This window comes from Leifsonia sp. RCC_180, from assembly GCF_058138205.1.
This window is the reverse complement of sequence record NZ_CP200340.1, coordinates 1,485,709-1,497,232: the sequence shown is the minus strand read 5'-3', so window position 1 is coordinate 1,497,232 and position 11,524 is coordinate 1,485,709. Positions and strand designations below refer to the sequence as shown.

Annotated in this window: 15 protein-coding genes; 10 read left to right on the top strand and 5 right to left on the bottom strand. The window is 68.5% G+C overall.

The window, feature by feature from the left end:
* Positions 1 to 18 precede the first annotated feature (18 nt).
* Positions 19 to 1,050: a LacI family DNA-binding transcriptional regulator gene (locus tag AB7E03_RS07370; RefSeq protein WP_489940615.1), complete on the bottom strand. Its 1,032-nt coding sequence runs from the start codon at positions 1,048 to 1,050 to the stop codon at positions 19 to 21.
* Positions 1,051 to 1,386: 336 nt separating this feature from the next.
* On the opposite strand from AB7E03_RS07370, the gene AB7E03_RS07365 reads away from it, so the two are divergent.
* From AB7E03_RS07365 to AB7E03_RS07340, 6 genes are all read left to right on the top strand, one after another.
* Complete coding sequence (locus AB7E03_RS07365) at positions 1,387 to 2,745, top strand: extracellular solute-binding protein (protein WP_489940613.1); 1,359 nt, start codon at positions 1,387 to 1,389, stop codon at positions 2,743 to 2,745.
* 67 nt (positions 2,746 to 2,812) lie between these two features.
* Positions 2,813 to 3,778, top strand: a complete 966-nt coding sequence (locus tag AB7E03_RS07360; protein WP_489940611.1) for a carbohydrate ABC transporter permease — start codon at positions 2,813 to 2,815, stop codon at positions 3,776 to 3,778.
* Positions 3,775 to 4,755, top strand: coding sequence for a carbohydrate ABC transporter permease (locus AB7E03_RS07355; protein ID WP_489940609.1), 981 nt, complete (start codon positions 3,775 to 3,777; stop codon positions 4,753 to 4,755). The genes AB7E03_RS07360 and AB7E03_RS07355 overlap by 4 nt, the downstream gene beginning before the upstream one ends.
* Positions 4,752 to 5,660, top strand: a complete 909-nt coding sequence (locus AB7E03_RS07350; protein WP_489940607.1) for an NAD-dependent epimerase/dehydratase family protein — start codon at positions 4,752 to 4,754, stop codon at positions 5,658 to 5,660. The genes AB7E03_RS07355 and AB7E03_RS07350 overlap by 4 nt, the downstream gene beginning before the upstream one ends.
* Positions 5,653 to 6,924: an enolase C-terminal domain-like protein gene (locus AB7E03_RS07345; protein WP_489940605.1), complete on the top strand. Its 1,272-nt coding sequence runs from the start codon at positions 5,653 to 5,655 to the stop codon at positions 6,922 to 6,924. Before AB7E03_RS07350 ends, AB7E03_RS07345 begins: the two co-directional genes overlap by 8 nt.
* Positions 6,921 to 8,054, top strand: coding sequence for a glycoside hydrolase family 5 protein (locus AB7E03_RS07340; RefSeq protein WP_489940603.1), 1,134 nt, complete (start codon positions 6,921 to 6,923; stop codon positions 8,052 to 8,054). Before AB7E03_RS07345 ends, AB7E03_RS07340 begins: the two co-directional genes overlap by 4 nt.
* Here AB7E03_RS07340 and AB7E03_RS07335 read toward each other — a convergent pair.
* Complete coding sequence (locus AB7E03_RS07335) at positions 8,039 to 8,596, bottom strand: dihydrofolate reductase family protein (RefSeq protein WP_489940601.1); 558 nt, start codon at positions 8,594 to 8,596, stop codon at positions 8,039 to 8,041. The two genes, AB7E03_RS07340 and AB7E03_RS07335, sit on opposite strands and share 16 nt — an antisense overlap.
* 4 nt (positions 8,597 to 8,600) lie before the next feature.
* On the bottom strand, positions 8,601 to 9,281 hold the full coding sequence (locus AB7E03_RS07330) for a response regulator transcription factor (protein WP_489940599.1): 681 nt from the start codon (positions 9,279 to 9,281) through the stop codon (positions 8,601 to 8,603).
* 91 nt (positions 9,282 to 9,372) lie between these two features.
* Between AB7E03_RS07330 and AB7E03_RS07325 the strand changes: the two genes are divergently transcribed.
* The gene (locus AB7E03_RS07325) at positions 9,373 to 9,537 is read left to right on the top strand and encodes a hypothetical protein (RefSeq protein ID WP_489940597.1); all 165 of its coding nucleotides are present in this window, start codon (positions 9,373 to 9,375) and stop codon (positions 9,535 to 9,537) included.
* A 37-nt stretch (positions 9,538 to 9,574) separates the two neighbouring features.
* Here AB7E03_RS07325 and AB7E03_RS07320 read toward each other — a convergent pair whose 3' ends face one another.
* Together AB7E03_RS07320 and arfB are read right to left on the bottom strand one after the other, a co-directional pair.
* Positions 9,575 to 9,772, bottom strand: a complete 198-nt coding sequence (locus AB7E03_RS07320) for a hypothetical protein (RefSeq protein ID WP_489942881.1) — start codon at positions 9,770 to 9,772, stop codon at positions 9,575 to 9,577.
* Between the two features lie 57 nt (positions 9,773 to 9,829).
* Positions 9,830 to 10,267 (bottom strand): alternative ribosome rescue aminoacyl-tRNA hydrolase ArfB, encoded by a 438-nt coding sequence (gene arfB / locus AB7E03_RS07315; protein WP_489940595.1) that lies wholly within the window; start codon positions 10,265 to 10,267, stop codon positions 9,830 to 9,832.
* A gap of 34 nt (positions 10,268 to 10,301) precedes the next feature.
* On the opposite strand from arfB, the gene AB7E03_RS07310 reads away from it, so the two are divergent.
* Genes AB7E03_RS07310 through AB7E03_RS07300 form a run of 3 tightly spaced genes read left to right on the top strand, consistent with a single transcriptional unit; the run spans position 10,302 to position 11,494 of the window.
* Complete coding sequence (locus AB7E03_RS07310) at positions 10,302 to 10,673, top strand: VOC family protein (protein WP_489940593.1); 372 nt, start codon at positions 10,302 to 10,304, stop codon at positions 10,671 to 10,673.
* A 36-nt stretch (positions 10,674 to 10,709) separates the two neighbouring features.
* Complete coding sequence (locus tag AB7E03_RS07305) at positions 10,710 to 10,937, top strand: RNA-binding S4 domain-containing protein (RefSeq protein WP_441781586.1); 228 nt, start codon at positions 10,710 to 10,712, stop codon at positions 10,935 to 10,937.
* 41 nt (positions 10,938 to 10,978) lie between these two features.
* Positions 10,979 to 11,494 (top strand): MOSC domain-containing protein, encoded by a 516-nt coding sequence (locus AB7E03_RS07300; RefSeq protein ID WP_489942880.1) that lies wholly within the window; start codon positions 10,979 to 10,981, stop codon positions 11,492 to 11,494.
* Positions 11,495 to 11,524 lie beyond the last annotated feature (30 nt).

The following is an 11,524-nucleotide window of genomic DNA, read 5'->3' as shown; positions in this document are numbered from 1 at the left end:
AGTGGGAGCGCGCGAGGCTCAGAGCAGGTCGTACGGCTCGAGCGTCGGACCCGCCGTCGACCGCCCGACGATGAGCTTCGGCTCCACGTACTCGATGCCCGGCTCGCCGTCTCCGCCGATCGCCGCGAGAAGGCGCTCGGCTGCCCTCTCGCCGACGGTGATCAGCTGCGGGTCGAAGGTGGTGAGCGGGTCGTCGGGGCGGGCGACCCCCGCGAGTCGGTTGTCGTAGCCCACGATCGCGATGTCGTCGGGCACGCGGATGCCGTGGCGGTGGAAGGTGGCGAACAGGCCGATGGCGATCTCGTCGTTCGCGGCGAAGATCGCGTCGACGGGCTCGCCGCTCGCGATGATCCGCTCGGCCGCGTCCGTCCCCCAGCCCTGCAGGTAGCTTCCGTAGAGCGGGCCGCCCAGCGCGGGTCGCATTCCGGCCGCGTCCATCGCGCCGGTGAAACCGGCCGCGCGGGAGTCGACGGCGGGTTCGTGGACGGCCGCCGTCACGTGAGCGATGTGCCGGCGGCCGAGGCCGATCAGGTGCTCGGCGGCCATCCTGCCGGCGCCGCGGTTGTCCGGCGCGACGACGTAGTCGGTCTCGGGCGTCGCGGATGACGAGGCGAACACGACGGGGACCGCGAAGTCCTCGGACAGGACGAGGCTCGCGCGGTTGGGGTCGTCGCCGACGACGAGGATGCCGTCGATGCGGCGCGACCTCAGTCGCTTGAGGTAGTCGGCGAGGACGCGCGGTGTGCCGTGCGCGTCGAGAGTGACGGCGGCGATGTTCTCGCGACCCAGCAGGTCGGTGGCGCCGACGATCAGCGGCATACTGAAGCGGCCCTGCCCGTGCTCGGCCAGGACGCCGACGATGAAGCTGCGGCCGGTGACGAACGACCGGGCGATCATGTCGGGCTGGAACTGGAGGCGCTCGGCGGTCGCGATCACCTTGGCCCGCGTCTCAGGCGACACGCGGCCGACGCCGCCGAGGGCACGGGACGCCGTGGTGAGCGAGACGCCCGCCGCGCGAGCGACGTCGCTCATGCTGGCCCGCTTGGTCATGCATCCTCCTCGGGGACGGCGCTCACCCTACGCTAGTGGCACCGGCAGGGGCGCGTCACCCGAGTGTAAGTGATTCCACTCGGCGGTCCGTGGAGGCCCGCGAGGGTGAGCCGTATGCACGGCCTGCTGCGGGGCACAGCGCAAACTCTTCCATCCCTGATCATCCAGCCCAGTAACGCAAGCCCGCGAAAATGCGCAATTGATTGCGCAATTCTGATTTTTGCTTGCTTGTCGCCGTTCGATGAGGCAGACTGCGGATGCGAAAGCATTTGCGCCATCCATTCACACCCGGAGAATAGCGGCTCCTCAGGCCGCAGCAATCAAGGAGTTTCAATGATGAAACCATCGCGTCAGGCGACCGTCGCCGTAGTGACCGGCGTCGCCGTGCTCGCCGCACTGGTCGGATGCTCGAGTTCGCCATCCAGCAGTGACGACGGCAAAGTCTCGATCACGATCGGCGACCGGCCCCCGTCGTCCGACAAGGACAACCGTGCCTACTACGACAGCCAGGTGAAGGCCTTCGAGAAGGCCAACCCCACCATCGACCTCAAGCCCACGGAGACCGTCTGGGATGCCCAGACGTTCCAGGCGCTGGTTGCCGGCGGCAACTTGCCCGACGTGCAGAGCGTCCCGTTCACCGAGCCGCAGGGGCTGATCGCCCGCAAGCAGGTCGCCGACCTCTCCGACGCCCTGAAGAAGACCAACCTGATCGGTCAGCTCAACCCGACGGTCCTCAAGGTGGCCCAGGACAGCAGCGGCAAGACCTACGGCGTCCCCACGTCGGCCTACTCGGTCGGCCTCATCTACAACCGTGACCTGTTCAGCAAGGCCGGGCTCGACCCCGACAAGCCGCCGACGACGTGGGACGAGGTGCGCACCGACGCGAAGCAGATCGCCGAGAAGACCGGCGCCGTCGGCTACGCCCAGCTCAGCTCCAAGGGTCAGGGCGGCTGGATGTTCACCACGCAGACGTACGCCTTCGGAGGCACGGTCGAGAACGCGGACGGCACGAAAGTGACCTTCGACGACACGCCCTCGGAGAACGCGCTGAAGACCGTGCACGACATGCGGTGGACCGACCAGTCGATGGGCACCACCTCCCTCTGGGACCTGGAGAGCATGGCCCAGCAGTTCGCGGCAGGCAAGGTCGGCATGTTCATGTCGGCGCCCGACCAGTACTCGGCCTCGGTCGTGACCAATGGGATGGACCCGAAGCTGTTCGGCGTCGGCGGGCTCCCGCAGAGCGGCGGCGAGCACGGCACCCTCTCTGGAGGCTCGGTGCAGGTCGTGAGCCCCAAGGCGACGGAGCAGGAGAAGGTCGCAGCGCTCAAGTGGATCGAGTTCTACTACCTGAACAAGTATCGCGATGAGGACACCGCCGTCGCGACGGCCAAGGCGTCGGCGGCGGACAAGCAGCCGGTCGGCCTCCCCGGACTGCCGATCCTCAGCGCTGGCCAGCAGGAGAAGTACGACGCGTGGATCAAGCCCTACGTCAACGTGCCGATCGACAACTTCGCGCCGTACGTGAAGGTCGCCGCGGGCCAGAAGATCATCCCCGAGCCGTCCGCTCAGGCGCAGGAGGTCTACGCCGCCCTCGACCCGGTGGTGCAGGCTGTGCTCACGGATCAGAACGCCGACATCCCGTCGCTTCTGAAGAAGGCGGCGACCACCGTCCAGGCGAAGCTCGGCCGTTGATCGCCGGCGGCCCGGCGCTCACGGTCAGCCGTGTGCGCCGGGCCGCGACGTCCCGTAAGGAGTGACCATGGTGATCAGGGAGCAGGCCCCGGCCATTCACGACGCCCGGCCCACGCGGCCGGCCCGGCCGCAGACCCGTCGTCCCCACCGGCTGATCGTCTGGTACCGGCAGGGCGGCCTCACCGTCGTCCTGTTCGCGGTCCCGATCGTGCTGATCTTCCTCTACTTCTCGTGGGGGCCGATCGTCAACGGGCTCGTGATGAGCCTCCAGAAGACCAACCTGGTCGATCCCGCGCAGTGGGTGGGGCTGAGCAACTTCACCTACGTGCTCGCTGACCCGTCGCTGGGGCAGGCGACGGTCAACACCCTCTACTTCACGCTGCTGGCGATCGTGTTCGGCTTCCCGCTGCCGATCTTCCTCGCGGTGTTCATGGCGGAGCTCAAGGGCCGCTCGTGGATCTACACGACGCTGGCCTACCTCCCCGTGATCGTGCCACCGGTGGTCGCGATCCTGCTCTGGAAGGTGTTCTACGACTCGTCGCCCAGTGGGCTGTTCAACTCGATCCTCGGTCTGGTCGGCATCCCGCCCCAGCCCTGGCTCGACTCGCCCGCGACGGCGATGCCCTCCATCGTCCTGGAGGCGACCTGGGCCGGGGCGGGGAGCGCCGTCATCATCTACCTGGCCGCGCTCACGTCCGTCCGTGCCGAGCTCTACGAGGCGGCGGAGCTCGACGGCTCGGGCATCTGGTCGCGGGTCTGGCACATCACCCTCCCGCAGATCCGCGGCATCATCCTCGTGATGCTGCTGCTGCAGGTGATCGGCACGACGCAGCTGTTCACCGAGCCCTTCCTCTTCACCGGCGGAGGCCCGCAGGGCTCGACGACCACGATCCTCCTCCTCATCTACAACTACGCGTTCGTCAGCGGCGACTACGGGGCGGCGACCGCCCTGAGCGTGCTGCTGGCGCTCGGGCTGTGCATCCTGTCCGCGGTGTACCAGCTGGCGACACGGAAATGGAGCTCCGACTCATGAGCGCACTGCTGCCGGCCGATCAACAGGCCCGGCTGGACGAACCGATCCTTCCCGGGGTCGCGGACCGCAGCCACCGCACGCGCCGGACCCGCGACGCCGGCGAGCGCAGCGTGATCTCGGCCAGCGACCGGAAGCGGCCGGGGGTTCGCGTCCCGCTGACGCTCGTGCAGATCCTGATCCTGATCGGGCTGCTGATCGCCGGGCTCGGCCCCCTGCTGTGGCTGCTGAAGGCGGCCATCTCACCCACACAGGACACCCTCCGCGACCCGCTGGCGCTGTTCCCGTCGGGCGTCGTCGAGTGGGACAACCTGGCGACGGCCTGGAACCAGGGCCACATCGGCTTCTACCTGGGCAACACGGCGGTGCTCGCTCTCGGCTCGATGATCGCCAACCTGTTCGTCTGCACCACGGGCGCGTACGTGCTGAGCGTGCTGCGGCCCAAGTGGGGACCGCTCCTGTCCGGCGCGATCCTCGCCACCCTGTTCATCCCGAGCATCGTGTCGCTGGTGCCTCTCTATCTGACCGTGTTGAAGCTGCCGGTCATCGGCGCCGACATCACCAACACGTACTGGGCGGTGTGGCTGCCCGCAGCCGCGAGCGCGTTCAACGTCCTGGTGATCAAACGGTTCTTCGACGCGATCCCGCGGGAGTACTTCGAGGCCGCCCGGATCGACGGCGCCGGCCACCTTCGCGTCTTCACGACCGTCGTGCTGCCGCTCTCCCGGCCGATCCTCGGCGTGGTCGCGCTGCTCGCGGTGATCGCATCGTGGAAGGACTACCTGTGGCCCCTCCTGGTGCTCCCCAACCCGGAGCTCCAGCCGGTGTCCGTCGCCTTGCCGAAGCTCGCGGCCAAGAGCGAGCTGAACATCCAGCTGGCCGGGCTGTTCCTCGCACTGCTGATCCCCGTCGCGTTGTTCATCGTGTTCCAGCGGTCGTTCCTCCGCGGAGTGGGAATGTCGGGAGGGGTGAAGGGATGAGCGACAGGATGAGCGACCTTCCGAAACGTGTCCTGGTGACGGGCGCCGACGGATCCATCGGCCGCGCGATCACCGGGAGGCTGGTCGACCTCGGCGTCCGGGTGACGGCGTTGTCCCTCAGCTTCGACGAGGACAGCCGGGCCGACCGGACGATCGAGGGGGACGCCCGCGACGAGGGGGTCGTCTCCCGTGCCCTCGACGGCGCGGATGCCGTCGTGCATCTCGCCGCCATCCCGCATCCGTCGCTCGGCACGCCGGCAACGGTGTTCGCGACCAATGTCGTCGCGACCTTCACCGTGCTCGCCCAGGCGGGGCAGGCGGGGGTGCGTCGGGCCGTCATCGCCAGCAGCGTCAACGCGTTCGGCGTCCCGATGAACAGCCACGACGTGCAGCCTGCCTATTACCCGCTCGACGAGGAGACCCCGTCGGACATCGACGACGCGTACTCGCTCTCGAAGCAGACCGACGAGGCGACGGCCCGGATGGCCTGGCGCCGGTGGGGCATCGACGTGGTCGCGCTGCGGTTCCCGCTGATCAAGGACAGCGACACGCTGCGCCGTTCGGCGGCGTCGGTGAAGCGGGATCCTGCCTCCATGGCGCGCGAAGGCTGGGCCTACCTCGACATCCGCGACGGCGTCCGTGCCATCGAGCGCTCGCTGACCGCACCGCTGAGCGGGGCGCACGTGGTGAGCCTCAGCGCGGCGGACCTGCTGATCGACCGGCCGGCCGAGGAGCTGCTGCGCACCTACGCGCCTACCGTGCCGCTCCGGGAGCCGGTCGGCGAGCACGGACCGCTGGTCGACACACGCCGCGCCCGCGAGCTGCTCGGGTTCGAACCGCTGTACTCCATCCACCGGCCGGAGCCCGCCGGCGACGAACTCGAGTTGGGAGCGCTCCATGCGTGACACCGCCCCGTTCCGCACCTTCGACCAGCCGTGGACGGTGCCGGACGATGTGCGCATCACCGGCATCCGGACGATCGTGACCGCGCCGGAGGGCACGCCCCTTGTCGTCGTGCGCGTGGACACGGACGTCGACGGCCTGTACGGTCTCGGCTGCGCGACGTTCACGCAGCGCTGGCACGCAGTGGTCGCTTTCGTGGAGCAGCACCTGGCACCGCTCGTCGTCGGCAGGTACCCGGGTGACATCGGCGACCTCACCCGGCTCGCGCGGTACTCCGGCTACTGGCGGGAGGGGCCGGTCGGGAACAACGCGCTCTCCGGTCTCGACATGGCGCTGTGGGACATCGCAGGCAAGCGGGCCGGCCTCCCCGTGCACGAGCTGCTCGGCGGCAAGGTCCGGGCGGCGGCCGACACCTATATCCACGCGGGCGGGCCGGACATCCGCAGCACGCTCGATCAGGCCGAGGAGTTCGTCGCGCAGGGCTGGCGGCATATCCGGCTGCAGACCGGCCAGGCCGGCATCGGGACGTACGGGGCGCCGCCGGTCGACGGCCCCGCGCGGTCAGGAGCCCCGTACCCGAACGGCTGGGACGCGCGGGCGTACCTCGCCACGACGCCGCAACTGTTCGAGGAGGCGCGGGTGCGGCTGGGCGACGGCGTGGAGCTGTTGCACGACGTCCACTCGCGGCTCACTCCGAAGGAGGCCGTGGTACTGGCGCGCTCGCTCGAACCGTACCGCCTGTTCTTCCTGGAGGACGTGATCGCTCCCGAGCATTGGGACCGCCTCCCCGAAGTGCGCTCGCAGTCTCCGGTGCCGATCGCTGTAGGAGAGCTTGCGACCTCGGTGACCGACGCCGCGCGGCTCATCACGGGAGGCGGCGTCGACCTCATCCGCGCGCACATCTCCGCGATCGGCGGGCTGACGCCGGCGAAGAAGCTGGCGACACTGGCCGAGTTCTTCGGGGTTCGGACGGCGTGGCACGCGCCGGGAGACACGTCCCCGATCGGGGCCGCGGCGAACGTCGCCGTGGATGTGACGACCAGCGCCTTCGGCATCCAAGAGGGCCACGTCTACAACGGCGCGACGCACGAGGTCTTCCCTGGGACGCTGAGCATCGTCGACGGCTGGCTGACGCCCAACGAGGCGCCCGGCTGGGGCATCGACATCGATGAGGCCGCCGCTGCGCGGTTCCCGGCGGGCCTGTCTGGCCACGACGAGTGGGCGGCCGGAGTGCGCGGGCTCGACGGCGGGCTCTTCGCGCCGTGACACCCGTGCGCTCCACCGCGAACTGGCGCGGCGCCAACCTGATCGAGCTGTTCTCGACGAGTGTCCGCTGGGCGGAAGAGTTCCCGATCCGGCTCGGGCAGGGCATTCAGGAGTCCGACTTCGCCGCGCTCGCCGAGCTCGGGCTCACGTACGCGCGCATCCCGCTCTCGTACCTCTGGTTCGGCACCGGACCGTACGGCCGCACCATCGACCACAGCCGCTTCGCCCTGGTCGATCGGGCGGTCGAGCTGGGACGCGCGTACGGCATCCACGTCAGCCTCAACCTCCATCGTGCGCCCGGCTACTGCGTCAACTCGCGCTCGCACTTCGACATCGCCGAGTCGGGGGACTTGTTCTCGGATCCCTCCTGCCAGGCGCTGTTCCGCGAGTACTGGACAGCACTGGCCGAGCGTTACGCCGACGTCCCGCCCGAGGAGCTCAGCTTCGACCTGCTCAACGAGCCTCCGGAGATCGACGACTCGGTGTTCGCGACCGTGTTCGGCCGGGCTGCCGAGGACATCTGGCGGGTCACCCCCGAGCGGATGGTCGTCCTCGAAGGCTGGGATGCCGGCCTCCAACCCCCGCCGCGGGAGTGGACGCTGCATCCTCGGGTCGTGACGTCGGTGCACCTCTACAAGCCGTTCGACATCACCCACCACGGCGCGCCCTGGGTGGCGCCCACGATGGCGGAGCCCGCGTGGCCGCTGCGGACGGACCTAGCCTCCGCGCTCCGCGACGGTTACGTTCCGCTGCCGGGTGAGACGACCGCGACGTGGGACGACGCCGCTCTGGAGCGCGTCCTGCAGCCCTGGTTCGACATCGTCGACGCCGGCGGCGCGGTTCACGTGGGGGAGATGGGTGCCTACTCCGCGGCCCCTGCGCCCGTGCGCGCCGCCTGGCTGGCATCCGCGTTCCGTGTGCTGTCTGCGCGCGAGATCGGTTGGGCGCTCTGGAACCTGCGCGGGCCTTTCGGTCTCGCGGACACCGAGCGTGGGGCTCACGCGTCCGATCTGACGGGGGCGCCGCGCTTCGACCCAGACCTGGTCGCTGTCGTCGCTGCCGATGCGAACGATCGATCGGGGGCACTCCCCAATTCGATCGGTACGTCGCCGAATCAGCTGGGCCGGTAGCGCAGCGCGGTCACACCTGACCGGAAGTCTTGGCGATCCACGAGGTCGAGCGGGATGCGCTCGCGCAGGCCGGCGAGCAGTGTCGGTCCGTGTCCGGCGAGGACCGGCTGCACGACGAACACGTATTCGTCGATCAGGCCGAGGTCTGCCAGCGCAAGGGGAAGCGTTACGCCACCAACCCAGAGGCCCGCGCCAGGCTCCTGCTTGAGGCGCTCGACCGCATCCCGCGGGTCGCCTTGCAGCAGCTCGGCATTCCAGTCGACCTCGCTCACGGTGCTCGACACGACGTACTTCTTCGCCCCATCGATGGCCTCGGCGAAGGGGAGCTGCCACTCGTCCATCCACTCGGGCCACGTCCCTGTCGCCGGCTTCCGCCATGCCGACTCCATCATCCCGTAGGTGACCCGGCCGAAGAGCAGCGCATCCGCTCGGTCCATCTCGGCGGTCCAGATACGCATCGACTCCTCGTCGGGCGGAAGGCCTGCCTCGTGATGGACGCAGCCGTCGAGCGTGACGTTGATGGAGTAGCGAAGTGGTCTCATCTGCTCACTCTCCGGGCCCCAGCCAGCGCTCGATCCGCCGATGGTCCGGAGTGAAGCCGTGCTCCACTCCCCAGAGAACGGCCTGGCTGCGGCTGTCGGCTCCGATCTTGCGGTAGACGCTGCGGATGTGCGACTTGACCGTGTTCGGACTGAGATAGGTGAGCTCAGCGACGTCCGCGTTGCTTTTGCCTTGCGTGATCAGGGCCAGGATCTCTGACTCGCGGTCGGTGATCCCTTCCTGACGGCCCGGCCAATCGAGTCCCTCAGCGCTGCGAGCTCGTGCGGGGGAGTCGCTCACCACGATCTTTCCCGAATGCACGGCTTCGAGAGCCGCGACCAACTCCGGCGCCGGGAGGGTCTTCGAGAGGTAGCCGTGGACGCCCTGAGCGCTGGCGCTCTCGATGAGTTCGGGATGGAAGTTCCACGTGTACACCACGACATGGCGTGCGCGCGGGTTCTTCACGAGTTCGCCGATCTGCGAGTGACTGGACTCCGGTTGAGCGAAGGCGTCATACAGGACGACGTCGATCGGCTCGCTGAGTGGCTCGTTGGCGTCGATTTCCGCGACGACGAGTGTGTCGCGGTAGTCGTCGAACATGTGCGCGAGGCCCAGCAGCACGACGTCGTAGTCGTCCACGAGTGCGATCGTGAACGGCTTCGTCGCTGTTGCGGGGGCTGCCGACATGGCGCGAGATTACACCCCTAGGGGTGAGGCGACCCGCCCTCGCCGGTGGTTGTTTGGAACCATCAGCCCACCAACCAGAAAGGGTCCTCTGATGAATATTCTTCTGATCGTCATTGCTGTGATCGCCATCATCCTCCTGCTCACAGGAGGATTCGTCTCGTCGCTGAACTTCCTGCTCTGGGTCGGGATCATCCTTCTCGTCATCGCTGTGATCGTGTGGCTCGTCCGCATGCTCACGGGAAGCCGACGCGTCTGAGAAACACCCCCAAGCGGGGCGGAGCGGTCGTCCGGCGTCAGGCGCCCGAGCGCCGGCGCCGGCGCACCACGCCGACGACGATGAGCACGACTCCGACGATGAGCACGATGGGCCCGATCGTGCCCCAGACCGGGGACCCGCTCATCGCGGATCCTCCCAGCACGTTGAAGCCCTGGAGCGTCCACAGCAGTCCGATGAGGACGAGGATGACACCGAGTACGAGGAACAGCCACATCGATTTCACGGTGTGAGGCTACTTCGTGTGTCGCGTTCCGTGTGTGCTCCGTCGGGATCAGTCGTGCGGAGGTCGGCGCAGCCGCTTGATGTCGGTGCGCCGCTTCTTCGCATCCAATCGCCGTTTCTTGGCCCCGAGAGCGGGCCTCGTCGGCCGTCGTGGCGGAGCCGGCGGCAAGAGGGCGTCGTGCACCAGTTCGGCCAGCCGAGCCCGCGCGGCCTCCCTGTTGCGCAGTTGTGCACGGTGCTCGGAGGCGGCGATCGTCAGCGTTCCGTCGACGATGCGACCGCTCAGTCGCTCGAGGAGCCGCTCGCGCTGGAACGGCGAGAGAACGGCCGAGCCCGCCACATCCCACACGAGTTCGGCCCGCGAGTCGGCCGTGTTCACGCCCTGCCCGCCGGGACCGGATGACCGCGAGAACCGCCACGACAGCTCGGACTCGGGGATCGTGAGTCCGGCGTCCACCCGGAGGCCGGGACGGTGAGCGGTGGGCATGTGTCCATCATGGTCGAGGTCTACGATCCGATCCATGGATGGTGTGGTGCGAGGGGCTCGTGTGGCCGGCGTCTCGCTCGACTGCGCGGACCATCGCGAGCTGGCTGACTTCTACGCGCGGCTTCTCGACGGCCAGGTGGACTGGGTCACCGATAAGGCGGCCGGGGTCTCGGTCGGGAGCTACAAGCTGGTCGCGCAGCGGGTGTCGCCGTACACCCGGCCTACCTGGCCGGGAGCGTCGATCGTCCACCTCGATCTGACCTGCCAGCCGGAGGACCTACCGGCCTTCCGGGCGCGGGCAGAGGAGTGCGGGGCAGTGGCGGCATCCTTCCAACCCGACGAGCGGTGGGTCGTCATGCTGGACCCCGCGGGGCATCCCTTCTGTTTGACGCCCATCGCAGACTGAACGCGCCCGCTCCACCTGCTGGGCTAGCATTTGGGGATGACCAAGCAGGCTCCGATCGACGACATTTCGATCGGTGGTGACGGCATCCGCCTCGGGCAGTTCCTGAAGTTCGCCGGGCTCCTCGACTCCGGCGGGAACGTGAAAGAGGCCATCATCGACGGCTACGTGAGCGTGAACGGCGAGGTCGATCGCCGTCGCGGACGGCAGCTGCAGCTCGGCGACATCGTCACCTTCGAGGGACGCAGGGTCCGGGTCTGCCCGTGAGCGCGAATCAGGGAGACCAGCCCTACGTCGTCGATGTGAGCATGGATACCGCCCATCGGTTCAGTAAGCCGGTGGTCGATCAGGTCGTCCTCATCGAGGGATGGGGCGTCGAGGGTGACGCGCACGCCGGGACGACCGTCCAGCACCGCTCCCGCGTCGCCCGCGACCCGTCGCAGCCGAACCTGCGGCAGGTGCACCTGATGCACGCGGAGCTGTTCGACGAGGTCGGTGAAGCGGGGTTCCAGGTCGCGCCGGGAGAGCTGGGGGAGAACGTGACGACTCGCGGAATCGACCTGCTCGGCTTGCCGACCGACACCCTGCTGTACCTCGGCGCTGACGCGTGCGTGCGCGTGACGGGATTGCGGAACCCGTGCCAGCAGATCAACGGCTTAGAACCAGGGCTGCTGCGCGAGGTGCTCGGCCGGGATGAGGGCGGTTCGGTAGAACGAAAAGGTGGTGTCATGGCCGTCGTCGTCGCGGGTGGAATCGTGCGGCGAGGCGACCCCATCCGCGTCGAGGTCCCGTCGGGCGAACGCGTCCCCCTCAGTCCGGTTTGACCGCGTAGCCGCGCATCCAACATCCATGAA

Coding starts and splice junctions, on each gene's coding strand:
- AB7E03_RS07370 (WP_489940615.1), bottom strand. CDS start 1,050: ATGACCAAGCGGGCCAGCATGAGCGACGTCGCTCGCGCGGCGGGCGTC.
- AB7E03_RS07365 (WP_489940613.1), top strand. CDS start 1,387: ATGAAACCATCGCGTCAGGCGACCGTCGCCGTAGTGACCGGCGTCGCC.
- AB7E03_RS07360 (WP_489940611.1), top strand. CDS start 2,813: ATGGTGATCAGGGAGCAGGCCCCGGCCATTCACGACGCCCGGCCCACG.
- AB7E03_RS07355 (WP_489940609.1), top strand. CDS start 3,775: ATGAGCGCACTGCTGCCGGCCGATCAACAGGCCCGGCTGGACGAACCG.
- AB7E03_RS07350 (WP_489940607.1), top strand. CDS start 4,752: ATGAGCGACAGGATGAGCGACCTTCCGAAACGTGTCCTGGTGACGGGC.
- AB7E03_RS07345 (WP_489940605.1), top strand. CDS start 5,653: ATGCGTGACACCGCCCCGTTCCGCACCTTCGACCAGCCGTGGACGGTG.
- AB7E03_RS07335 (WP_489940601.1), bottom strand. CDS start 8,596: ATGAGACCACTTCGCTACTCCATCAACGTCACGCTCGACGGCTGCGTC.
- AB7E03_RS07330 (WP_489940599.1), bottom strand. CDS start 9,281: ATGTCGGCAGCCCCCGCAACAGCGACGAAGCCGTTCACGATCGCACTC.
- AB7E03_RS07325 (WP_489940597.1), top strand. CDS start 9,373: ATGAATATTCTTCTGATCGTCATTGCTGTGATCGCCATCATCCTCCTG.
- AB7E03_RS07320 (WP_489942881.1), bottom strand. CDS start 9,772: ATGTGGCTGTTCCTCGTACTCGGTGTCATCCTCGTCCTCATCGGACTG.
- arfB (WP_489940595.1), bottom strand. CDS start 10,267: ATGCCCACCGCTCACCGTCCCGGCCTCCGGGTGGACGCCGGACTCACG.
- AB7E03_RS07310 (WP_489940593.1), top strand. CDS start 10,302: ATGGATGGTGTGGTGCGAGGGGCTCGTGTGGCCGGCGTCTCGCTCGAC.
- AB7E03_RS07305 (WP_441781586.1), top strand. CDS start 10,710: ATGACCAAGCAGGCTCCGATCGACGACATTTCGATCGGTGGTGACGGC.
- AB7E03_RS07300 (WP_489942880.1), top strand. CDS start 10,979: ATGGATACCGCCCATCGGTTCAGTAAGCCGGTGGTCGATCAGGTCGTC.